Source organism: Pseudomonas sp. R76 (genome assembly GCF_009834565.1).
Classification (GTDB): domain Bacteria; phylum Pseudomonadota; class Gammaproteobacteria; order Pseudomonadales; family Pseudomonadaceae; genus Aquipseudomonas.
Genome location: NZ_CP019428.1, coordinates 269,931 through 292,813, shown reverse-complemented (window position 1 = coordinate 292,813; position 22,883 = coordinate 269,931). Strand labels below are relative to the sequence as shown.

Annotated in this window: 15 protein-coding genes, 1 tRNA gene and 2 pseudogenes; 7 read left to right on the top strand and 11 right to left on the bottom strand. The window is 57.8% G+C overall.

Annotated elements, in window-relative coordinates; all coding sequences use genetic code 11:
- Positions 1–53 precede the first annotated feature (53 nt).
- The 6 genes from PspR76_RS01250 to dibA all read right to left on the bottom strand — a co-directional run bounded on the left by PspR76_RS01250 (position 54) and on the right by dibA (position 6,291).
- Positions 54–1,034, bottom strand: coding sequence for a sulfate/molybdate ABC transporter ATP-binding protein (locus PspR76_RS01250; RefSeq protein WP_046034569.1), 981 nt, complete (start codon positions 1,032–1,034; stop codon positions 54–56).
- A gap of 3 nt (positions 1,035–1,037) precedes the next feature.
- Entirely contained in the window at positions 1,038–1,910 is an 873-nt protein-coding gene (cysW, locus tag PspR76_RS01245) for a sulfate ABC transporter permease subunit CysW (protein ID WP_159953616.1), read from the bottom strand.
- Between the two features lie 13 nt (positions 1,911–1,923).
- Positions 1,924–2,742, bottom strand: a complete 819-nt coding sequence (gene cysT, locus PspR76_RS01240; RefSeq protein ID WP_159953615.1) for a sulfate ABC transporter permease subunit CysT — start codon at positions 2,740–2,742, stop codon at positions 1,924–1,926.
- Between the two features lie 76 nt (positions 2,743–2,818).
- Positions 2,819–3,829: a sulfate ABC transporter substrate-binding protein gene (locus PspR76_RS01235; protein WP_159953614.1), complete on the bottom strand. Its 1,011-nt coding sequence runs from the start codon at positions 3,827–3,829 to the stop codon at positions 2,819–2,821.
- Positions 3,830–3,894: 65 nt separating this feature from the next.
- On the bottom strand, positions 3,895–4,077 hold the full coding sequence (gene oscA / locus PspR76_RS01230) for a sulfur starvation response protein OscA (RefSeq protein WP_010565387.1): 183 nt from the start codon (positions 4,075–4,077) through the stop codon (positions 3,895–3,897).
- Positions 4,078–4,377: 300 nt separating this feature from the next.
- Positions 4,378–6,291 carry a phosphodiesterase DibA gene (dibA, locus tag PspR76_RS01225; RefSeq protein WP_159953613.1) on the bottom strand — a complete coding sequence of 638 codons (1,914 nt, stop codon included), beginning with the start codon at positions 6,289–6,291 and terminating at the stop codon, positions 4,378–4,380.
- Between the two features lie 166 nt (positions 6,292–6,457).
- Here dibA and desA point away from each other — a divergent pair, with 166 nt between their 5' ends.
- Positions 6,458–7,642 carry a delta-9 fatty acid desaturase DesA gene (gene desA, locus PspR76_RS01220; RefSeq protein ID WP_159953612.1) on the top strand — a complete coding sequence of 395 codons (1,185 nt, stop codon included), beginning with the start codon at positions 6,458–6,460 and terminating at the stop codon, positions 7,640–7,642.
- 258 nt (positions 7,643–7,900) lie between these two features.
- On the top strand, positions 7,901–8,902 hold the full coding sequence (locus tag PspR76_RS01215; RefSeq protein WP_159953611.1) for a sensor domain-containing diguanylate cyclase: 1,002 nt from the start codon (positions 7,901–7,903) through the stop codon (positions 8,900–8,902).
- Positions 8,903–9,025: 123 nt separating this feature from the next.
- Here the strand turns inward: PspR76_RS01215 and PspR76_RS01210 are convergent, their stop codons facing one another.
- From PspR76_RS01210 to gabD, 3 genes are all read right to left on the bottom strand, one after another.
- Positions 9,026–10,228 (bottom strand): HDOD domain-containing protein, encoded by a 1,203-nt coding sequence (locus PspR76_RS01210; RefSeq protein WP_159953610.1) that lies wholly within the window; start codon positions 10,226–10,228, stop codon positions 9,026–9,028.
- A 139-nt stretch (positions 10,229–10,367) separates the two neighbouring features.
- Entirely contained in the window at positions 10,368–11,645 is a 1,278-nt protein-coding gene (gene gabT, locus PspR76_RS01205) for a 4-aminobutyrate--2-oxoglutarate transaminase (protein WP_106577350.1), read from the bottom strand.
- A gap of 180 nt (positions 11,646–11,825) precedes the next feature.
- Positions 11,826–13,268, bottom strand: coding sequence for an NADP-dependent succinate-semialdehyde dehydrogenase (gene gabD, locus PspR76_RS01200; RefSeq protein ID WP_159953609.1), 1,443 nt, complete (start codon positions 13,266–13,268; stop codon positions 11,826–11,828).
- Positions 13,269–13,639: 371 nt separating this feature from the next.
- On the opposite strand from gabD, the gene PspR76_RS01195 reads away from it, so the two are divergent.
- Positions 13,640–13,716: transfer RNA gene (locus PspR76_RS01195), tRNA-Arg, on the top strand.
- 119 nt (positions 13,717–13,835) lie between these two features.
- Positions 13,836–14,613 (top strand): annotated as a pseudogene (locus tag PspR76_RS31545) (tyrosine-type recombinase/integrase); the annotation flags it as partial.
- A gap of 255 nt (positions 14,614–14,868) precedes the next feature.
- Here PspR76_RS31545 and PspR76_RS01180 read toward each other — a convergent pair.
- Positions 14,869–15,525, bottom strand: coding sequence for an acetyltransferase (locus tag PspR76_RS01180; RefSeq protein ID WP_159953608.1), 657 nt, complete (start codon positions 15,523–15,525; stop codon positions 14,869–14,871).
- A gap of 404 nt (positions 15,526–15,929) precedes the next feature.
- Positions 15,930–16,048 (bottom strand): annotated as a pseudogene (locus PspR76_RS31540) (IS630 family transposase); the annotation flags it as partial.
- A 153-nt stretch (positions 16,049–16,201) separates the two neighbouring features.
- Here PspR76_RS31540 and PspR76_RS01175 point away from each other — a divergent pair.
- From PspR76_RS01175 to PspR76_RS01165, 3 genes are all read left to right on the top strand, one after another.
- Entirely contained in the window at positions 16,202–17,323 is a 1,122-nt protein-coding gene (locus tag PspR76_RS01175; protein ID WP_159953607.1) for a DegT/DnrJ/EryC1/StrS family aminotransferase, read from the top strand.
- Between the two features lie 213 nt (positions 17,324–17,536).
- On the top strand, positions 17,537–21,880 hold the full coding sequence (locus PspR76_RS01170; protein ID WP_174245583.1) for a glycosyltransferase: 4,344 nt from the start codon (positions 17,537–17,539) through the stop codon (positions 21,878–21,880).
- Between the two features lie 90 nt (positions 21,881–21,970).
- Positions 21,971–22,639 (top strand): class I SAM-dependent methyltransferase, encoded by a 669-nt coding sequence (locus PspR76_RS01165; protein WP_159953606.1) that lies wholly within the window; start codon positions 21,971–21,973, stop codon positions 22,637–22,639.
- Positions 22,640–22,883: the final 244 nt, after the last annotated feature.

The following is a 22,883-nucleotide window of genomic DNA, read 5'->3' as shown; positions in this document are numbered from 1 at the left end:
CGCAGAGCGTCACAAGCGGCGTTCCCACGCAGAGCGTGGGAACGATCTGAGGATCAGGCTTTTTGCCAGACCTTGGGTTTGAAGAACAAGGTCTCGCCACGGGCCAGGCCAGTCAGGCTGTCGTGGTCTTTCACCACTTCAGCCTCGATCAGTTCACTTTGGCCTTCGACCTTCAAGGTCACCCGTGTCGTTGCACCGAGCGGCCGAATATCACGTACTTCAGCCGCATGGTGATCTTCCAGCTCATGCCGCGACAGCGACACTTCGTGCGGGCGGAACAGCACGTGCTGGTCCTCGCCCAAATGCAGGCGGTTGGAATCACCCAGGAAGTGATAGACAAAGTCGCTGGCCGGGTTTTCGTAGACGTCGCCCGGTGAGCCGATCTGCTCGATCACGCCCTTGTTCATCACCACAATGCGGTCGGCGACTTCCATGGCCTCTTCCTGGTCGTGGGTCACGAACACCGAGGTCAGGTTGATGTCTTCGTGCAGGCGCGCCAGCCAGCGGCGCAGTTCTTTACGCACCTTGGCGTCGAGGGCGCCGAAGGGTTCGTCCAGCAGCAGCACTTTGGGTTCTACCGCCAGGGCGCGGGCCAGGGCGATACGCTGGCGCTGGCCGCCGGAGAGCTGTTCCGGGTAGCGGTCCGACAGCCAATCGAGCTGCACCATGTTCAGCAGTTCGTGGACTTTTACCGCGATCTGGCTTTCATTCGGTCGCTGGTTTTTCGGCTTCATGCGCAGGCCGAAGGCGACGTTGTCGAACACGGTCATGTGGCGGAACAGCGCGTAGTGCTGGAACACAAAACCGACGTTGCGATCACGCACATCGTGGCCGGACACGTCTTCACCGTGGAACACGATGCTGCCATCATCCGGGGTTTCCAGGCCGGCAATGATGCGCAGCAAGGTGGTCTTGCCGCAGCCGGACGGGCCCAGCAACGCCACCAGCTCGCCACTCTGGATGTCCAGATTGATGCTGTTCAGGGCCTTGAAGGCGTTGAAATTCTTGCTGACATTACGGACTTCGATCGACATGACTTATTCCTCACCGGCGCTTTTGCGCAGGCGGTTGATACGGTTCTCGCTCCACTGCTTGAGCAGCAGGATGAAGAGCGCCAGGATCAGCAACAGGCTCGCGACGGCAAACGCGGCAACGTGGTTGTATTCGTTGTAGAGAATCTCGACATGCAGCGGCAGGGTGTTGGTCACGCCGCGAATGTGGCCGGACACCACCGACACCGCGCCGAACTCGCCCATCGCCCGTGCCGTACACAGCACCACGCCGTAGATCAGGCCCCATTTGATGTTCGGCACAGTCACGTGCCAGAACATCTGCCAGCCATTGGCGCCGAGCAGGCGCGCGGCCTCTTCTTCCTGCGTGCCCTGCTCCTGCATCAGCGGGATCAGTTCACGCGCCACAAACGGCACCGTCACGAAGATGGTCGCCAGCACGATGCCGGGCAACGCGAATACGATCTGGATGTCGTGGTCTTGCAGCCACGGGCCGAAGAAACCCTGGGCGCCGAACATCAACACGTAGACCAGACCGGCGATCACCGGCGACACCGAGAACGGCAGGTCGATCAGCGTGACCAGGATGCTCTTGCCACGGAACGAGTACTTGCTCACGCACCAGGCGGCGCTGACGCCGAACACCAGGTTGAGCGGCACCGAAATCACCACGGCGATCACCGTGAGTTTCAGCGCCGACAGCGCGTCGGGTTCCAGGATGGCGGTGAAGAACGCGCCGAGGCCATTCTTCAAACCCTGGGACACCACGATAAACAGCGGCAGCAGCAGAAACAGGAAGAACACCAGCCAGCCCAGGCTGATCAGGATACGTCGCGACACCGCGCTGCCACGGCGGGCAGCGTTGGCCGAGGACGCGGCGGAAATAGACGATTGGGACATGTTCCGCGCCTCCTTATGGACGTTCGATGCGCCGCTGCAACAAGTTGATCAGCAGCAGCAGGACAAAGGAAACCACCAGCATCAACACGCCAATGGAGGTGGCGCCGCGGTAGTCGTATTGGTCGAGTTTGACCATGATCAGCAACGGCAGAATCTCGGTTTTCATCGGCATGTTGCCGGCGATGAAGATCACCGAACCGTACTCACCCACGCCACGCGCGAAGGCCAGCGCGAAGCCGGTCAACCAGGCGGGCAGCAAGGCGGGCACGAGGATGTAGCGAAACACCTGCAAGGGCTTGGCGCCCAGGCAGGCGGCGGCTTCTTCGATTTCCCGCGGGATGTCGGCGAGTACCGGCTGCACCGTGCGCACCACGAACGGCAGCGTGACGAAGGTCAGCGCCAAGGTAATGCCCAGCGGGGTGTAGGCGATCTTGAAGCCCAGGTCGGCGGCGAACTGGCCGACCAGCCCGGTGGGCGTGTACAGCGCGGTCAGCGCGATACCGGCGACGGCGGTGGGCAGGGCGAATGGCAGGTCGATCATCGCATCGATGATCTTGCGACCGGGGAAGGTGTAGCGCACCAGCACCCAGGCCAGCAGCGTTCCGATCACGCCATTGATCAGCGCTGCGTAGAGCGCGGTGCTGAAGCTCAGTTTCAATGCCGCCAGCACGCGCGGTGCGGAAATAATGGCCCAGAACTGATCCCAAGTGAGTTGAGCGGCGTGTACGAACATCGCCGCGAGCGGGATGAGTACGATCAGGCTGAGGTACACCACGGTGTAGCCCAGCGTCAGCCCGAAGCCGGGTATGACGGGGGAAATACGACGCGACATAAGAGTCCTTGGTTAGCGGAACTGACACACAAAACCCGCAGGTGAATGCGGGCGTCGTGGGTGTGTGTTTTTCGGCTTACTGCGCCGAGTAAATCTGGTCGAACACGCCACCGTCGTTGAAGAATTTCGGTTGGGCAGTTTTCCAGCCGCCGAAGTCTTTGTCGATAGTCACCAGGTCCAGTTTCGGGAACTGCTGCGCGTATTTGGCGGCGACTTTCTCATCGCGTGGGCGGTAGAAGTTCTTCGCCGCAATCTCCTGGCCAGCCGGGCTGTACAGGTGCTTGAGGTATTCGGTAGCGATTTCGGTGTTGCCCTTTTTCTCGGCGTTCTTGTCGACAACGGCCACTGGCGGCTCGGCGAGAATCGACAGCGAAGGTACAACGATGTCGAACTTGTCGGCGCCGCCGTCTTCTTTCAGGGCCAGGAAGGCTTCGTTTTCCCAGGCCAGCAACACGTCACCCTGACCGTTGTTGACGAAGGTGATGGTCGAACCCCGAGCACCGGTGTCGAGGATCGGCACGTGCTTGAACAGCTCTTTAACGTATTCCTGTGCCTTGGCTTCGCTGCCACCGGCTTTCAGGCCGTAGGCCCAGGCGGCGAGGAAGTTCCAGCGGGCCCCGCCGGAGGTTTTCGGGTTAGGGGTGATCACGGACACGTCTTTCTTGATCAGGTCGCCCCAATCCTTGATGCCTTTAGGGTTGCCCTTGCGCACCAGGAACACGATGGTCGAGGTGTACGGGGTGCTGGCGTCCGGCAGGCGGGTTTGCCAGTTCTCCGGCAGGGTCTTGCCCAATTTGGCGATTTCGTCGATGTCACCGGCCAGGGCCAGGGTCACCACGTCGGCGCGCAGGCCGTCGATCACCGCTCGGCCTTGCTTGCCCGAGCCACCGTGGGATTGCTGGATCTTGACGTTGTCGCCGGGGTGGGACTGTTTCCAGAAATTGGTGAACTCAGCGTTGTAGTCCTGGTACAGCTCACGGGTCGGGTCATACGAGACGTTAAGCAACTCGTAGTCCTTGGCAACAGCGGAACCGGCAAACACAGCGCTGGCCAGTGCGGCCAGGGCGTAACGGCGAATCGACGACATAGAAGGCTCCTGAAATTCTTGGGTGTTGGCTTTTCTTATAGTTGCGGGTCTATCGCCGGTGGTGCTTAAGCCGGTTTGTTGCCCGGGTTCTGCAAACGGAATTTTTCCTTGCGTTCGATCTGTACCACTTGGGCGTTGTGCACAGTGATTTCCACCGCGCCAAACCGCAGGTCGCGCAAGGCGCTCTGGATCTCACGCAAAATGGCTGCTTCGTCCTGGCCGTCGACGCTACGTAGAGATGCGCTCATGGTCTCGCTCCTGAAATGAATAGTGCCTGGCAGTGGCGGCACTGCTTGCGGCGTGAGGGCGATAGTAGATAAGCGCGGATATTCTTAAAAATACTATTTAAGAATGTTTATATAACCAGAAAGAATTTTCTGGCAGGACGTGGGGTTGCGCGGTTTTTTGCGACGTGAACACTGTAAATAAGCCGTGCCGAGATCAAAATGTGGGAGCGGGCTTGCTCGCGAATGCGGTGGGTCAGCCACACATGTGTTGACTGACACTCCGCCTTCGCGAGCAAGCCCGCTCCCACATTTGATCGTATTTCAAGTCCGGATAGCAGGTGCCCGGTGCCAATCAATCTCCTGTGCCGGCATCGGCCGCCCAAACCAATACCCCTGGCCCAGATCGCACTCCTGCTCCAACAGGAACCGCGCCTGTTCCACTTGCTCGATCCCTTCGGCGTGCACCTGCATGCCCATGCTTTTTGCCAGGGCGATCACCACGCGCACAATCGCCGCATCATCCTCATCCCACGGCAACCCGGCGACAAAGCCCTGGTCGATCTTGAGTTTCTGCACCGGCAGGCGCTTGAGGCGCAACAACGACGAATAGCCGGTGCCAAAATCATCGATGGCCAGCCGCAAGCCCAGCTCGCGCAGGCGGTGCAGTTGCTCGAGGGCGACTTCGGGGTCATCCATCACCGCGCTTTCGGTGACTTCCAACTCAAGGAACGCCGGATCGAGACCGGTGGCGTGCAGCACCTGGGCAACTTGCTCGTACAGCTCGCGCCGGGCGAACAGACGGCTGGAGACATTCACCGCAATAAAGCTCAGCGGCGCGCCGTCCGCCAGCCATTGGCACATCTGGCGACAGGCCTGATCCATCACCCAGGCGTCGATATCGGCTATCAGCCCGGTGCGTTCGGCGATGGGGATAAAATCCCCCGGTGGCACCAGGCCGCGCTCCGGATGCTGCCAGCGCACCAGCGCTTCGACGCCGATCAGGCGGCTGCCGTGCAGGTCATGCACCGGCTGGTAGTAGACGCGCAGTTCCTGTTGGTCGAGGGCACGGCGCAGCTCGCTGGCGATTTCCACGCGGTTCTGCGCGTGGGCGGTCAACTCTTCGGTGTACAAGGCGTAGCTTTCGCGGCCGGCGCTCTTGGCCTTGAACAGCGCGGAATCGGCATTGCGCAGCAGTTGCTGGGCGCTGAGGGCATCGCTGGGGAACAGGCTGATGCCGATGCTGGCGCTGATAAACAGCTGGTGGCCGTCAAAGATAAACGGCTGCTTCATCGCGTCGAGCATGCGCTGGGCCAAGGCGGCGGCCTGCACCACCTGTGGACAACTTTCGGCCAGCACCGCGAACTCGTCGCCGCCCAGGCGCGCCAAAGTCACGCCGGGGCCGAACAGGCCTTTGAGACGCTCGCCCACCGCCTTGAGCAACTGGTCGCCGACGTTATGGCCGAGGCTGTCATTGATGATCTTGAAGTGGTCCAGGTCCAGCAACAGCAAGGCACAGCCACGTTTATGCACCTGCGCCGAGGCCAGTGCCTGCTCGGCACGGTCGGTGAACAGCAGGCGATTGGGCAGGTCGGTCAGCGGGTCGTGGTGAGCGAGGTGGGCCAGTTCGTGTTCGGAATCCTTGATGGCGCTGATGTCGGAAAACACCGCGACGTAGTGGCTGACCTTGCCTGAGTCGTCGTGGATCACGCGAATGGTTTGCCACTGTGGATAAATTTCACCGCTTTTGCGTCGGTTCCAGATTTCGCCGCTCCACTCGCCCGTGCGCTCCAGGGTCTGGAACACCTGCTGGTAGAAACTCGACGAATGGCGCCCGGACTTGAACAGGCTCGGCCGTTCACCCATCACGTCCTCTCGGCTGTAGCCGGTGATCTCCATAAACGCCCGGTTGACGTGCACGATCAGCCCCTGGGCGTCAGTGACCAGCACGCCTTCTCGGGTGCAATCGAACACGGCGGCCGCCTGGCGCAGGCGTTCACGGTTTTCTTTCAGCGGTTGCTGCAACTGGTGAGTACGCGCAAACCGCGCGCATAGGAGGTAAATCGCCAGCGCGCTGAGGGCCACCCACACATAGCCGCGTGCCTGTAGCCAATGCCCCAACTCCCACGGGTCATCGATAAAGTTGATCAATAGCTGGTGGCTTAGCTGGAGCCACACAATGGAAACCAGCAGGTATACCAGCCCCACGCGCAGGGCACCTCGGTACGAAAACAGCATATGGTCAGTAATCCTTACCAAAAAAACAAAATCGCCCTACAAAGGCTGCGGATTATAGAATAAGAAACATCCAGTCACTTCTATCTGAAAGGGCGGCTGGTTTTCTCTGTAGGCTTAGTGATAATGCGTGAGCTGGTTTTTTCTTTATCTGAGGGCCATACAGCCTATGTGGTACAACGGTTTTCTTGACCTGTCAGCCTGGCAACTGGTGGCAGTCACTCTGTTGATGACCCACGTGACCATCGTTGGGGTCACCGTCTATCTGCACCGCTATTCAGCCCATCGCTCCCTGGAGCTCAATGCCGGCCTGAAACACTTCTTCCGCTTCTGGCTGTGGCTGACCACGGCGCAGAACACCCGCGAGTGGACCGCTATCCACCGCAAACACCACGCCAAATGCGAAACCGTTGACGACCCGCACAGCCCGGTCGTCAAAGGCCTGTCCACCGTGTTGCGCAAAGGCGCCGAGCTGTACCGCGCCGAGGCCGAAAACCCCGAGACCCTGCGTATCTACGGCAAAAACTGCCCGGATGACTGGATCGAACGCAAAATCTATACGCCTTACCCACTGTTGGGCGTGGCGATCATGGGCGTCATCGACCTGCTGCTGTTCGGCACCATCGGCATCACCATCTGGGCGATCCAGATGATGTGGATTCCCTTCTGGGCGGCCGGCGTGATCAACGGCCTGGGCCATGCCGTGGGCTATCGCAACTTCGAATGCCGTGACGCGGCCACCAACCTGGTGCCTTGGGGCATCATCGTCGGCGGCGAAGAGCTGCATAACAACCACCACACCTACCCCAACTCGGCCAAGCTGTCGGTGAAGAAGTGGGAGTTCGACCTGGGCTGGGCGTGGATCAAAGTGTTCAGCTTCCTGCGCCTGGCCAAGGTGCAGCGCGTGGCGCCCATCGCTCACCGTGTCGAAGGCAAAGGCCATCTGGACATGGACACCGCGATGGCGATCCTCAACAACCGCTTCCAGATCATGGCCCAGTACCGCAAGTTGGTGATTGGCCCGCTGGTCAAGCAGGAGCTGCAGAAGGTCGATCACTCGGTGCGCCACCAGTTCCACCGCGCCAAGCGCCTGCTGTCGCGTGAAACCAGCTTGCTCGATGACCGCCACCATGTGCGTATCCAGAGCATGCTGGAGCACAGCCACGCGCTCACTGTGATCTACGAGAAGCGCCTGGCGCTGCAGCAGATCTGGCTGAAGACCAGCTCCAATGGCCACGACATGCTGGCCGCGATCAAGGAATGGGTGCACGAGGCCGAGGCCAGCGGCATCCAGTCCCTGCGCGATTTTGCCCACCAGCTGAAGACCTATTCGCTGCGCCCTGCAGCGGTCTGACCCGGCATTCACAGCCCGCTTGTTGTGGTGAGCGGGCTTGCCACGACAAGCCCGCCGACCACAGTCAAAACACCCAGCAAAACTAGCCCATTCTCCCCGAAAATCGGCCTATAACCGGTTTCTGACGCCATTTCTTAGTCAAGCCGCTCACGGAACTTCACCGCAATTCCCCTCTCTCAATGAACACTTCGCCATCATGGTGACCCCTTGTAGTGATCGCTGCTCCATCCTGCGACGCGCCCAGAGAGAGTTGTACCGATGGTTCACGAAAACACCTGTTCACTCGATGCTCCTACGGCCGAGGCTCCTCGCCCGGCGGCAGCGGCAACCCTGTTGGCGCTGATGCACGCCCAGGGAGAGGTCGAACGGTTGAGCGAGCGCGAGCAGTTGCTGAGCTCGCTGCTGGTCAGTGTGAATGCTGTGTTGTGGGCCATTGATTGGGAAACGCGCCGCGTGCTGTACGTCAGCCCGGCCTACGAGCGAATCTTTGGCCGTTCAGCCGGTTTGCTGCTTGCCGACCACCGCGAATGGCGCAACAGCATTCACCCCGAAGACCTCGACTACGCCGAACACAGCCTCGCCCGCGTGCTGGAACAAGGCGCCGTGGAGGACCGCGAGTACCGCATCATCACCGCTGACGGGCAGATTCGCTGGCTGAGCGACAAGTGCTACATCAACCAACAGGTTGAGCCCGGCAAGCCGGTGATTGTGGTCGGCATGGCCGAAGACATCACCGAAAAGAAACAGATGGAGCTGGAGCTGCACCGCCTCGCCACCACCGATGTGCTGACGCAGAGCAGCAACCGCCGGCACTTTTTCGAGTGCGCCAACCAGGCCTTCGACAGCGCCTGCGCCCAAGGCTCGCCATTGGCATTCCTGTTGCTGGACATCGATGACTTCAAGGACGTCAACGACAGCTACGGCCATCTGGAGGGCGATCAGGTGCTGCGGCGTATCGCCGAGAGTGGGCGCGGCGTATTGCGCCGTGGCGACCTGTTCGGGCGCATTGGCGGCGAAGAGTTCGCCGCCGTGTTGCCCGGTTGTGCGCCGGAGATGGCGTTGCAGGTGGCAAAGCGACTGGGCAAGGAGATTCAGGCGCTGAGCTTCAGCTTTGAAGGCCGGCAGTTCACCGTGACCGTCAGCCAGGGCTTGGCCAGCTTGCGCGAAGAAGACTCAACCCTGGACAGCCTGTTTGCACGGGCCGATGCGGCGATGTATGAAGCCAAACGCCAGGGCAAAAACCGTGTGATCGCGGGTTAACCCGAATCAAAATGTGGGAGCAGGCTTGTGTGGGAGCTGGCTTGCCTGCGAGGCCAGCACCTCGGTCTATCGGCTATACCCAGGCGATGCTATCGCAGGCAAGCCAGCGCCCACAAGGGGCTGCTAGGCTTTGCGCACCCGCGTCAGCTCTGACAACCCGACCCGCAGCAAGCGCGCCGTCTTACTGCCAGCCAGCGCTTCCAGCCCTTCGTGCTCAGTCAGGCGCGCCATTTGCGCCGCCAGGTTCATCACCAGCGATTCACGCGAATACACCCCGCCTTCGAGCGAGTAGATCGCCGCAATCAGCTGGCGCAGTTCCAACGGCAAGCGCCATCGCGCGCGCAAGGCCGAACCATAAGCCGCACCAAACGTGTCCAGCGACTCACCAATCGCTTCGTCGTCCAACGACCCGCCACCCTGGCGCCAGTCTTCCAGGCAACGCAACAACGCCAAATCGCCCAGCCGATGCAGAATACCGGCGCTGTAGCAGCGCTCGTGGTCCAGCTCCAGCATGCGTGCCAGGCGGCGGGCATAGTCGGCGGTGTCTTGGGACAACTGCCAATGGCGCTCGGCATACGCCAGCAGCGCCGGGTCACCCAACACGACGTTGTGCTTGAGCGCCAGGCCCAGGATCAGGTTCATGCTTTGCCCGGCCGCCAGCTTGTGCAGCGCCGCCGACAGCGTTTGTACCGGCGTGCCGTGATGGCCGGCGCTGTTGGCGGCGGCGATCAGTACGGCCGTGATTTGCGGGTCGATGCGCACCCGGTCTTCCAGTTGTTTAAGGTCCAGGCCATCGGGTGTGAGGCTGTGCTGGACGGCGTCTTTGACGTCCACTCGCAACGGCGCGCCGTCGCAGGCGTCACGGCGGCGCTCCAGGAACACCGGCAAGGTCATGCCCGGCGCCAGCGGCGGGATCTCGCAATACACGCTTTCGCCTTCGTTGAGCAGCAGGTCTTGCAGACGCTGCGTGAGGCCTTCCATGTTCAGCGGTTTGGTCAGGTACGCCGTCGGCGCCAGGGGCAAGGCTTCACGCACGCTGGCGCTGTCATTGCGACTGCTCAGCAGGATGAAGGGCAATGAGCGGCGCTTCTGGCGCACGCTGCGCAACAAGCTCAGGCCATCAACGCCCGGCAGCTCCCAATCCGCCAGGATCAGGTCGTAGGTTTTATCTCGCAGCAGCGTGGCCGCTTGCTGCCCATCTGCACACACGTCCAGCCGTGCGTCGCAGCGCACATTCAACAACACTTGTTTGAGTAAGTCCCGCGACCAAGGGTCCGCCTCGGCAATCAGCACTCGGGGTACAGCCGGTAAATCAACAGCAGTCATCCAGCACGCTCCATCGGCAATGCTGCAACCTTAGACAATCAAGCCCCCTGCGTACAATGAACATGGCCTGAATGTGTTGCATCGGGCACAAAAAAACCCGCCGAAGCGGGTTTTTTCTGTCGATCAGGTCAGCTTTCGCTTACAGCTCGGAGAAGCACTCTTCGATGATCGCCAAACCTTTGTCCAACTGCTCGTCCGGCGAGGTCAGCGGGACCAGCACGCGCAACACGTTGCCGTAGGTGCCGCACGACAGCAGGATCAGGCCCTTGTCACGCGCCTTGGCCACCACGGAGGCAACGGCAGCGGCGTTTGGCTTGTGGCTGTCGCCACCTTCGAACAGCTCCACCGCGATCATCGCGCCCAGGGCACGCACTTCGCCGATCACCGGGTACTTGGCTTGAATGGCTTTCAGGCCAGTGACCAGGCGCTCGCCGACTGCCTTGCAGCGGTCCAGCAGGTGCTCTTCTTCGAACACTTCCATCACCGCCAGGGCCGCGGCGCAAGCGATCGGGCTACCGGCGTAGGTGCCGCCCAGGCCGCCTGGGGCGATGGCGTCCATGTATTCAGCCTTGCCGCACACACCGGCCAACGGGAAGCCGCCGGCGATGGATTTGGCGAAGGTGGTCAGGTCGGCGGCAACGCCCATCTGTTCCATGGCGAAGAAGGTGCCGGTACGGCCAGCGCCGGTTTGCACTTCGTCGGCGATCAGCAGGATGCCGTGCTTGTCGCACAGTTCGCGCAGGCGCTTCATGAAGGATTTAGGCGCGACGTAGAAGCCGCCTTCGCCCTGCACCGGCTCGATGATGATCGCAGCGATATCACGCGGCTCAGCATCGTTTTTGAAGATGCGTTCGATGCTGGCGATGGCATCGTCGTCGCTCACACCGTGCAGTTCGTTCGGGAACAGCGCACGGAACACGCCGCCTGGCATCAGGCCCATGCCGGCCGAGTAAGGCACGACTTTGCCGGTCAGGCCCAGGGTCATCATGGTGCGGCCGTGGTAGGCGCCGGTGAAGGCGATCACGCCGGCACGGCCAGTGGCAGCGCGGGCGATTTTCACGGCGTTTTCTACGGCTTCGGAACCGGTGGTGACCAGCAGGGTTTTCTTGGCGAAATCGCCTGGCACCTTGGCGTTGATTTTTTCACACAGTTCCACGTAAGGCTCGTAGGCCAGAACCTGGAAACAGGTGTGGGTCAGCTTGTTCAGCTGTTCAGTCACGGCAGCGATGATTTTCGGGTGCACGTGGCCGGTGTTCAGCACGGCGATACCGCCGGCGAAGTCGATGAACTCGCGACCTTCAACGTCGGTCACGGTGGCGTTCTTCGCGGATTCGGCGAAGATCGGGTGAATCTGGCCAACACCGCGCGGTACAGCGGCTTCGCGGCGTTTCATCAGGGATGCGTTGGTCTTGCTCATAAAGTCCTCATTCGCCACTCATCGGGTGGCGTGGTCCAAGGAATACGTGGCGGGGAGGCAACTACGGCAGCATGCGATGATCGACTGCCACAGCTTTCCCGGCCACTACGAATAACGGTGTGAAACACGCAAAGGGTCAGCGCTCTCGTGCCCTCTGCGTTTGCTGCGATCTCTTACCGGTCAGATGCCCAGGCAGAGGTATTTGATTTCCAGGTAATCCTCGATCCCGTACTTGGAGCCTTCACGGCCCAGGCCCGAGGCCTTGATGCCGCCGAACGGCGCCACTTCGTTGGAGATCAACCCGGTGTTGACGCCGACCATGCCGTATTCCAGGGCTTCAGCCACACGGAACACACGGCCCAGGTCGCGGGCGTAGAAGTAGGAGGCCAGGCCGAACTCGGTGTCGTTGGACATCGCGATCACTTCGGCTTCGTCTTTGAAGCGGAACAGCGGCGCCAGTGGGCCAAAGGTTTCTTCCTTGGCAACGGCGGCGTCTTTCGGCACGTCAACCAGAATGGTCGGCTCGAAGAAGTTGCCTTCCATCACCTTACCACCGGCCAGCAGCTTGGCGCCTTTGCTCAGGGCATCAGCGATGTGCTCCTGAACCTTGGCCACGGCTTTTTCGTCGATCAGCGGGCCGGTAGTGGTGCCTTCTTCCAGACCGTTGCCGATCTTGAGTTTGGCCACAGCCACTTTGAGTTTCTCGGCGAACGCGTCGTACACCGAATCCTGAATGTACAGGCGGTTGGCGCAGACGCAGGTCTGCCCGTTGTTGCGGTATTTGGAAATGATCGCGCCTTCGACGGCCTTATCCAGGTCTGCGTCGTCGAACACGATAAACGGCGCGTTGCCGCCCAGCTCCAGGGAGACTTTCTTGATGTCCTTGGCGCATTCGGCCATCAGCTGGCGACCGATTTCAGTGGAGCCGGTGAAGGACAATTTACGCACGATCGGGTTGCTGGTCAGCTCGCCGCCGATGTCGCCGGCACTGCCGGTGACCACACTCAGCACGCCTTTAGGGATGCCGGCACGGTGCGCCAGCTCAACCAGGCCCAGGGCCGAGAACGGCGTTTGCGAAGCCGGCTTGATCACCATGGTGCAACCGGCGGCCAGGGCCGGGCCGGCTTTACGGGTGATCATCGCGGCCGGGAAGTTCCACGGAGTGATCGCAGCGGTTACGCCGATCGGCTGCTTGATCACGATCAGGCGCTTGTCGGGCTGGTGGCCGGGAATTACGTCACCGTAGATGCGCTTGGCTTCTTCGGCGAACCACTCGATAAAGGAGGCGGCGTAGACGATTTCGCCCTTGGCTTCGGCCAACGGCTTGCCTTGTTCCAGGGTCATCAGGCGACCGAGGTCGTCCTGATTTTCGATCAGCAGCTCGAACCAACGGCGCAGCTTGTTCGCGCGCTCCTTGGCGGTCAGCGCACGCCAGGCCGGCAGCGCCTTGTCGGCAGCTTCGATAGCGCGGCGGGTTTCGGCAGCGCCCATCTTCGGCACAGTGCCGAGAATCTCGCCCGTGGCCGGGTTGTTGACCTTGATGGTTTGACCGTTGTCCGCATCCACCCAAGCGCCATCGATAAAGGCTTGTTGGCGGAACAACTGGGTATCTTTGAGCTGCATGTCGGCTTTCCTTAACAGCACCGCGCGCACGCGGAGCGAATTAGAGTTGTTGAAAGGCGCCTTGTGGGCTGCCGTCAGGGAAATCAGCCCCAGCGCGCGGGAACAGTGAAAGAGCGCACGGGAGACAGAGCGTTTGAAATCTCAAACGAATCCTAGGATCAATGGGGGTACAGGGCAATAGTCTGTTCGAAAAAAAGAACGAAAACGGCGCATTTGCCGAATCTTTCTGATCAGCGTGATGCGACCGGGTTCCAGCGCCTCGACCACCGGCACCCGGCGCAGGGCCGCTATGCAGCAATTTCCTACCCATAAACGGCCAAAGACCGGCATGGACGCCCAAGGGCGACATGGGTATGATGTCGCCCGCACAAGCATCCGTAGCTCAGCTGGATAGAGTACTGCCCTCCGAAGGCAGGGGTCGTGGGTTCGAATCCCGCCGGGTGCACCATATAGCAGTCTCGGGCTGTCTCGGACAGTCTACGAAACACCCCCAAGAAGCCCGCCCCGTGCGGGCTTTCTTGTTTCTGGCTATCCATCCCTGTCCACCCCTATAACTTCCCGCCGTGTGCCTTTTGCAAAGAGATCGATGATCTGGCCCGCGTAACAGGACGAGCCGTCCACAACCCTCTTGAAGGTCTCAGCAAATTCCTGCAATCACGTAGCGCTGAAAACTATGCACACGTTTCGATTGAAGAACTGCCTGCGCTACTTCGAGCGATCAACTCCTACCCTCACGCAAGGACGTTCGCATTGGGCTTCGCTTGCTTTCCTTATTAGCATCGCGCCCGAGCGAGATCCGCGAAGCATGCTGTGAGAAATCGACCTCTCCAAAAAGCTATGGACGATCCCAGCCGAGCGAATGAAACGTCGTCGCGAACATGTGGTGCCTCTCTCTCGACAGGCAATAGAAGCGCTAACTGAGTTACGGACACTGACAGGTGCATACCCTCTTCTATTTCCTGGCAGGTAAGACAGGACAATTCCCCGTAGCAACACCGTCTTTCTTATGGCACAGAAAGAACACTCCAAGATCGAGAATGAAGCGGCTCATCTGGCAAACACCGTGTTAGAAGAAAAGTGGAACGAGGCCGCGAAAGCGCTACTGGAAACCGGGGGTAAGTTGTGGGCTGCACGCAACCTGATTAGTCGTGATCCGGTTTCATTGATGAAGCTGGATATCCCTGAACAGGGTGAGCGCTTCGGAAGCTGGACCTGGCGAGAGCTCGCAGATCGCTCGCGCCAACACAGCCTGATTGAACTACTGGCAGCCCAACCCACACCTTCCCCGAAACAGCCTGAGAAAGGCAGGCTGTTTCGGGCCTGCCATCGGTCTAACCATGAATAAACCACTTTCGGCCCAGAGTGTATAAAAAGGCTTCGCCAAAATTGAAGCGTGCGCGTTTACGTTAAATCTGAAATTTATTGGCCCGTCAGCAGATGTGGATTTCGCATAGAAGCGCGATTTTTAGTCAGGTTTTGAGTACCTGTCGCGCTGAAAAACGTTTTTACACAGCCTCGGCCAGAAGCGGTCGCCTGGGGTCTACGAAGCTAGGGACGATTCAGTAACCTTAACTTTTTTCATATTATTTATTCGCGTTGATTATTGTTGAGTCGTGCGCAATGGCTTTGCTGGATTACCAAGTACTGTTGTATAAGGTGCCACGCTTTTCGTTACAACGGCCCCCATCCCAACAACGGCGCCCTCACCAATGATTATTGGTCTGTCGGGAGAGCCGTGACGAATAATCGCGCCAGTTCCAATGTAGGCATGATCTTCGATCACAACTCGCCCATTGCAATGCACGTTAGGGGCGAACGTCACAAAGTTACCAATCACACAGTCATGGGCAACATACGAATAAATGTTTGCGTGAAAAAAGTCACCGATTTTTGCATTCGCAGTAATAGTGGTAAATGGGCAGAGGATAGCGCCTTGACCAATAGTATTGTTGCTCAAATTCAGGGCATTCAGAGCTGAAATAGTGAATGGTGTTATGCCCGCTGAAATAAGGCGTTCGGAGATTTCCTGCCTCGGTTTACTGTCAGCGATAGCGATGTTGAAAAACTTTTCCCCCTCCATGCTTAAGAAAGACTCGGTACTCACCACATCATAGCCATTCACGGTGTTATCTTTCACATTATCGACTACGAAGATAATTTTGAAGTTATCTTGATCTATCACGCTCAACATTGCGTTGACCAGAGGTGCAACCTCACGCCCAAAACCGCCGGCGCCTACAATTGCGTAAATTTTCATCTCAGTTCCTAAAAATCTTTCTGAATTATTCCTGGTCTGAGCGACTCTACAGCCGAAGTTTCCAGTATAGGGAGCGCATTGAGTGTTCTAGTGCGCGGTTCTCGAAATAACTTAGTTATAATTTTCGGATTAAAGCGCCTCCAGCATTCGTTGAATTTTGCTCAAAATCCTTTCTCCCTTTGCGCTCCAAACATATTGGGTTGGCTGAGTATTGCGTAACCCCCTGGATGTTGCAATTGCGCTTTCCAGCTCAAGCACGGGGGCGAAATTGCCATCGCGCAGGCACACCTTGATGCCTCGAAATAAGCGCGCCACATCTAGAAACTGGATGTCGGGGGGGGAATTGAATAGGGAAGCATGGATGCTCTGTTTGCCTGATTTTCACCGCCGCATAGCAGATACCGTAGCTTGATTGTTGGGCTGGAAAAGCACGTCAACCGTGAAATGTTGTCCCGGGGTTCGCCTTCGGCATCCAGCAGGATAATGCGTGTCGCCGGCCTTCTCGCTGAAGGATGGCGGCAGCTGAATGGGTCAACAGTCCCATCTCAAATAATGCAGTTCTGTGTAAGGGCCCGTTAGCCCGTCAGAGGTAGGGGCAGTTAGAAGTTGGCGCGATTTCTGCTTAAGCCTTCTTTAGATAATACGGGACGACATTTCATTGACGGCAGTGTGTACCATGAAAAACATCATCAAGTTGTTAGTTCCTGCGGTGCCTAAAGTCGAGCAGATCCTCCCTTACTGGCAGCAAATCGATGAAAACCAGTGGTACACCAACTTCGGCCCGCTTGTAATCGAGCTTGAACGTCGGCTGTCGCTCTCATTTAGTCGGGAGCCAACGCAGGTACACGTTGTATCTATGGCGAATGGTACCTGTGCGCTGCAAATAGCTTTGGAAGCTTTGAAGCTACGCCGCGGGGCCCGCGTGCTGGTGCCCGGATTGACATTCGTCGCCACGGCAACTGCGATCATCAGGGCAGGGCTCACTCCCTTGATCAGTGACGTAAACTCCGAAAGCTGGTTGCTGACGCCCGCTATCGCACGCGCAGCACTCCCTGAAATGCCATTCGACGCAGTGATGCCAGTATCCACTTACGGCTGCCCCCAGGATGTCGCAGGCTGGGACCTGTTCAGTGCCGAAACCGGCATCCCTGTTGTTATCGACGCCGCAGGTGCCTGGGGTAATCAGAAGATCGGCGTGACCACCAAAGTCGCCTTCAGCCTGCACGCCACTAAGGCCCTCGGTGGTGGAGAAGGGGGTTTCGTCGCTTCGCGCAACCATGCCTATGCCCAGAGCATGCGAACGTTGAGTAACTTCGGTATCGATGCACACAGCGGCGGGCTAGTCTTCGAGGCGGGTGAGAACGGCAAGATGAGCGAATATCACGCCGCTGTTGCATTGGCTGCTCTGGACAACTGGCCAACCGTTGCTGAAGCACGCCGCAACCTGCATCAACACTACACCGAGCAGCTTCTGGAAAAAATTCCCGCGCTGAAACTTCAGGCCAAGCCCATGGATGGCGTTTACAGCCTGATGCTGGTGCTACTGCCCGAGGGATTCCGGGCTGCTGATATTCAACTGCGGCTGCTGGGCAAAGACATCGAAACCCGCCGCTGGTACTGCCCACCCCTGCAAGACCACCCGGCCTTTCAGGCGTTCGCGAAGGGCCCGCTGCCAATGGTTGATCTCCTGGCTGAACGCCTGTTGGGTTTGCCATTTCATCTTTCATTGAACGATGCAAGCATCCGAAGAGTTATCGATTGCCTGGCTGAGTCGCTTGCTGAAAAGCAGGTGAGTTAATGACCGTTATGCCTTGTGAAAAGCCTCTGGTCGTCATAGTCACTGGCGCCAATATGGCAAATCATCAGTTCCTGGAATTACTTCGCTCAGGTATACGCCAATGACCCAAGAACTATTACTGGCACCGTGTATGCGATCAGGCCGTACCTGCAACCGCCCAGGCAGTGAAAGCGGCTTAAGCAAGTTCTACCTTCGTCCCTTATGCAAATTGGTATGAGCATGACAAATCCCCTCTTGGCTGAGCGCTTGCCGCTTGTCAGCATTGCGATACCGGCTTACAACCCGCGCTTCTTCGAAGCCGCGCTGAATAGTGCGCTCAACCAGTGCTACGCGAATATCGAAATCGTGATCAACGATGACTGTCGCGGCGATGGTATTCGTTTGATCACCGAACGTCTTGCTGCACAAACCACGGTGCCGATCCGTTACCTGCGAAACGAACAGCAATTGGGCGGCCTGCTTAACCTCACCCGCGGCCTGGAAGAAGCCAGGGGCGAGTACATCAAGTTTCTCAACGACGATGACGTATTACTGACAGATTGTGTAACGCGTATGGCCGCTGTGCTGGATGCTCGCAACGACATATCGTTAGTCACCTCGCGGCGCCGTTTGATAGATGCCCAAGGTGAGACGCTGCCAGACATCCTCGAGACGTCTGAAGTATTTGGCGAGGATGTCTGCCTTCATGGTGCAGACCTTATTTCACTGCTCTGTGACTGGCCCGTTAACTTCATTGGCGAACCCACCACCGTCATGTTTCGACGGGCTCAGTTGGTAGACAAGGTTCCGAATATTTGCGCCCTTGGAGGCGTGCTCGTTGATGCTATCAACGACCTGTCGTTGTATGTGAACTTACTTCAACGCGGCCACTTAGCGTTTCTAAGTGAGCCTTTGTCGCTCTTTCGCCATCACGCCGAACAGCGCCAGAAACAGCCAGACATGCCAGCTTTATTCGAAGAGGGTCATGCAAGATTTGTCAATCAGATACATGCCCTGGGACTGTATAACCCACAGCCGTTAAAGCAAGTGCGCCGTGCGCCGTTGTCAGCCGATCAGGCCTTTCAACTGTTTCGTTTGCGAGAGGCTTACCTGGCGCCTGATACCCAGAACCTCTATACAGCCAGCAGCATTACCCCCTTTGCCGAGCAGTGCGAAGTCCTCTTCTCAGGTCAGCCTTCGCTTGAAGAAGGTAAGCCGCCAGTCGGTGTCGTTATCCATGCGTATTACCCGGATGTGCTGCAAGAAATTTTGCTTCGGTTGATTAAATTGAATGAACACCTGCACCTGTACGTAACCTGTGTGGGAGGTGCTGATAAAGAGGTGCGCGACCTGCTGGCAGCAAGCGGGCTGAGCTATTCGTTGTATCGGGTACCCAATCACGGCAGGGATATTTTGCCGTTCCTGCGAGTGTTGCCGTTTTTACGTGCAGACAACATCCACACGCTGATCAAACTTCACACCAAGCGCTCCCTGCACATGGGTGTGGAAGACTCTTGGGCCCAAGACCTTTTCAATGATCTGCTAAACCCGGCGCGCTTCAGCCAATCGGTAGAATACCTAGCTGATCCAATGCATCACCCGCTGATCGGCACTGAGGCGTTCCGGCAGCCTGTAACCCAAAACCTTAATGGACAAAACCGCTCTCACCTACTTTTCCTGGCTAAGCGTGCTGGCATTGACCCACAACGAATGGACCAGGCCGATTTTTTTGGCGGTACCATGTTCTTTGTGCGTACCGAGGTGCTGGCGCACTTAGTACGGATGCAATTGACCGACAAAGACTTTGAGCCTGAATGCGGCCAATTGGACGGCACGATGGCCCACGCCGTGGAACGGTTTTTCGGCGTGCTGGCAAATGTTGGTAAAGAGCAACGCGATATCAATCTGTATCGTCGCTGGCTGGATACCCGGCAACTATCTGCCGCTGAGTTCGAAGGGTTACCCGCACGGCTTGCGAATTGGCCGCAGCACACAAACATTCTGGTGGTATTGACTGACACCACAGGTGACATAGCGCAGTTACGTTCCAGCTTGGAAAGCATTGATCGCCAGCTTTACGGCGCGGCAGCCATTGCGGTGCTTTCAAACGTCGAGCCTGTAGGGGTAGAAGCTTCCGACAACTTGGTGTGGTTACCACTCGCTGAATGCTGGCCAAGTCAGCTGAATGAGCTGCTGCATGAGATCAATGTCGAATGGTGCTATTTGCTTCGGGGAGGAGACCAACTCGACTCCCACGCCCTGCTGCTACTCGCGGAGGGCATAGCCCTGAACCCAGGTATCAGCGTTTGCTACAGCGATGAAGACACGCTTACCTCAAATGGTTGCCAAGACCCGATATTCAAACCGGACCTGAACCTGGACTTGTTGCGCAGTTATCCGTATGTCGGCCGAGCGTTGGCCTTCAACCGAGCGGCCGCGCTGGGTGTCCATGGCTTCGATCTCGCTTTCGCCGAACTGGCACCCCACGACCTGCTTTATCGGTTGATTGAAGTGAATGGACTGGGCACTGTCGGACACATCAGTGAAGTGCTGGTGCATCATGCAATCAACTTGGGCCAGTGGCTGGTCGAATCCCAGGTCGTTAAGTACTCCCCGGCTATAGTCGAGGCGCACCTGCAGCGCCTGGGCGTCGCTCATGAGTTGCGCCCGGGACCTTTACCGATGGTCAATCGGGTGGTTTACCAACACACCTCGCAGCCGTTGGTGTCCATCGTGATTCCCACTAAAGACCAACTGCCGATGCTGATGCGTTGCGTCGAAAGCGTGATGGAAAAAACCCTTTACACGAACTTCGAACTCATAATCGTCGACAACAACAGTGAAACGGTTGAAGCAAAAAATTGGTTCGCGGGTATGGAGCGTCTGAACAGCGAAAAGGTGCGCATCTTGCGTTATCCCCACGCTTTCAACTATTCGGCGATCAATAATTTTGCCGTCAGACACGCCCGTGGTGATTACCTTGTGTTGCTCAACAATGACACTGCCGTCATTGATGGGGAGTGGCTGGGTGCGCTGCTCCATCACGCTCAGCGGCCAGAAGTTGGGATAGTCGGCGCCAAATTGCTATTCCTCGACGGGACTATTCAGCATGGAGGTGTGGTGCTCGGCTTACGTGGCTTGGCGGACCACGCATTCATCGGCGCTCCTATGCAGTCCAATGGCTACCTGCACCGTCTCCAGGTTGACCAAAATTACAGCGCCGTGACCGCCGCCTGTCTGATGATCCGCACCGAGCTGTACCGCCAGGTGGGTGGAATGGACGAGATCAACCTAGGGGTTTCTTATAATGATGTCGATCTGTGCCTGAAAGTCGGCCAGGCCGGGCAACTGATCGTTTGGACGCCTTATGCGGTGCTCATGCACGAAGCTAACGTCAGCCAGAATAAGGTCGACAAGACGAAGTTAAAAGCCAAGCAAGAGCGTTTCAAGCGCGAGCAATCGGTGATGTACAAGAATTGGCTGCCCCGGCTCGCCAGTGACCCTGCCTACAACCCCAACCTAACCTTGGAAGGCGGCGGCTTTGGCTACGAATGCCGTAGCGAGGTCGCCTGGGAACCGCTAGCCGGTCGCTCTTTGCCTTACGCGCTGTGCTGTCCCGCCGACGCTTTCGGCAGCGGAAACTATCGGGTTCGCCAGCCCTTCGCAGCCCTTGAAGCCGCACGCTTGATAGAGGGTACGATAAGTGATGGCCTGCTTCATCCCGTGGAGCTGCATCGCTTGGCGCCAGACACGATCATTTTCCAACGGCAATGCACGACGCCTCAGCTGGAAATCATCCAGAACACCAAGGCATTCTCCAGCGCTTTCAAGGTTTACGAGCTGGATGACTATGTTCTTAAAATACCCAGCAGCAACCCGAGCCGAGAACTGTTTCCCAAGGATATCGCCAAGCGCCTGAAGAAAGCTCTAGGTATGTGCGACCGGCTGGTGGTGTCGACCCAGCCCCTGGCGAGTGCGTTAAAGGGTTTTAACGCTGACATTCGTGTCGTAGAGAATCGCCTGCCAAGTCATTGGTGGAGCGGGCTGATGAGCTACCGTCAACAAGGTCGGAAACCTCGGGTTGGTTGGGCGGGCGGGTCGAGCCACGGCGGTGACTTGCAAGTGATCGCCGATGTCGTTCGTGAACTGGCTGGCGAAGTGGAATGGGTATTTATGGGCATGTGCCCACCTGAGCTTCGTCCGTATGTTCATGAGTTCCATAAGGGCGTCAATATCGAGAAATATCCTGCACGGCTGGCCGACTTGAATCTGGACCTGGCGTTGGCGCCTTTGGAAGACAATTTTTTCAACGCCTGTAAAAGCAACTTACGGTTGTTGGAATATGGCGCCTGCGGCTTCCCCGTAATCTGCTCGGACATCCTTTGTTATCGTGGTGACTTGCCAGTGACTCGGGTCAAGAACACGTCAAAAGAATGGATTGACGCCATCCGCGAACATCTTGCTGAGCCACGCGCCAGTGCGCTTGCCGGAGATGCTCTACGCAGCGCTGTAGTCGATAAATGGATGCTCCGGGATGAACACTTGGTTGCTTGGCGAAATGCATGGTTTAGGGATTGACTGATCCGCTTGTTATTTCAATGTCTTATCAATTCTGGAAGTCTTTTTCAGGGCTTCCCTCGTAATCATTAGAAGTACGCAGAGAAAACTATGATCACTCTTCAAGCGCTCAACGAATTTACCAGCGACCCGGCGTTGACTGACAACATCACGCAGATCTGGGAGTTTATCGGCCAGCATTTCGAGCAGGCGCAGGACAGCTTGCCGGCTGAGCTCGCAATGGAGCGTCGCGAGCTGTCGTTCCATGATCAAGTACGTTTATTGGGCTACCTTACCTTTCTGATTGCCGAGCTGCCGGGTGATGTGGTGGAAATTGGCGTGTGGAAGGGCAAATCGTTGATGCTGATGAATGAGGTATGCAACCACGAGCGTCGTATCATTGGTATTGACCCGTTCGAATTGCCAAACCAGTTCGAAGAGTTTAGTTACTACAAGGACCTGATGTTGCCCAATGCGCAGGTGATCCGTGGCTTTTCGGAACTGAGTGCCGAACGTTTCTACAACCTCGCGCCCAACGTTGCGCTGTTGCATATCGATGGTGGCCACACCCGTCGCAACGTGGTGCTGGACTTCTTGCTGTATTCGCCAAGCGTAGTCTCGGGCGGCTTCATCGTATTAGACGACTACCGCGACTTTCAGCATTCGCCAGAGGTTGGTCCGACTGTCGACCTGCTAAGAGCAACAGGGTTCTTTCAAGGTTTCAACGTGCTGGGTAGTGTGCATGGCTTCGAGAACAGTTACGTGCTGCAACGAATGTAAGCTTTGATTGCGAGCGAACGGGTCGGGTGGTTGTTGCAGGTACCAGGCGAGGTCCGCTCCTCCTGGAACATTCATTATTAGTAATGCTCCTCCAGCGAAGCGAAGTGGGTAATGCTCTTGGCTTTGGTTCGATAGTGGGGACCTTGACTCATTCTTGAATGGGACGGGGTAGGAAACCCGCGCGTTCGTGTCAGCGGCTGGATTTTCTAAGTTGGTTGACAGGTTGATGTGGTTGACACCCATC

Excerpts from the sequence above, each read along its gene's own strand:
- PspR76_RS01175 (WP_159953607.1), top strand. The coding sequence starts at position 16,202 with ATGAAAAACATCATCAAGTTGTTAGTTCCTGCGGTGCCTAAAGTCGAG.
- cysW (WP_159953616.1), bottom strand. The coding sequence starts at position 1,910 with ATGTCCCAATCGTCTATTTCCGCCGCGTCCTCGGCCAACGCTGCCCGC.
- gabD (WP_159953609.1), bottom strand. The coding sequence starts at position 13,268 with ATGCAGCTCAAAGATACCCAGTTGTTCCGCCAACAAGCCTTTATCGAT.
- PspR76_RS01235 (WP_159953614.1), bottom strand. The coding sequence starts at position 3,829 with ATGTCGTCGATTCGCCGTTACGCCCTGGCCGCACTGGCCAGCGCTGTG.
- cysT (WP_159953615.1), bottom strand. The coding sequence starts at position 2,742 with ATGTCGCGTCGTATTTCCCCCGTCATACCCGGCTTCGGGCTGACGCTG.
- gabT (WP_106577350.1), bottom strand. The coding sequence starts at position 11,645 with ATGAGCAAGACCAACGCATCCCTGATGAAACGCCGCGAAGCCGCTGTA.
- dibA (WP_159953613.1), bottom strand. The coding sequence starts at position 6,291 with ATGCTGTTTTCGTACCGAGGTGCCCTGCGCGTGGGGCTGGTATACCTG.
- PspR76_RS01210 (WP_159953610.1), bottom strand. The coding sequence starts at position 10,228 with ATGACTGCTGTTGATTTACCGGCTGTACCCCGAGTGCTGATTGCCGAG.
- PspR76_RS01165 (WP_159953606.1), top strand. The coding sequence starts at position 21,971 with ATGATCACTCTTCAAGCGCTCAACGAATTTACCAGCGACCCGGCGTTG.
- PspR76_RS01170 (WP_174245583.1), top strand. The coding sequence starts at position 17,537 with ATGAGCATGACAAATCCCCTCTTGGCTGAGCGCTTGCCGCTTGTCAGC.
- oscA (WP_010565387.1), bottom strand. The coding sequence starts at position 4,077 with ATGAGCGCATCTCTACGTAGCGTCGACGGCCAGGACGAAGCAGCCATT.
- desA (WP_159953612.1), top strand. The coding sequence starts at position 6,458 with ATGTGGTACAACGGTTTTCTTGACCTGTCAGCCTGGCAACTGGTGGCA.
- PspR76_RS01250 (WP_046034569.1), bottom strand. The coding sequence starts at position 1,034 with ATGTCGATCGAAGTCCGTAATGTCAGCAAGAATTTCAACGCCTTCAAG.
- PspR76_RS01215 (WP_159953611.1), top strand. The coding sequence starts at position 7,901 with ATGGTTCACGAAAACACCTGTTCACTCGATGCTCCTACGGCCGAGGCT.
- PspR76_RS01180 (WP_159953608.1), bottom strand. The coding sequence starts at position 15,525 with ATGAAAATTTACGCAATTGTAGGCGCCGGCGGTTTTGGGCGTGAGGTT.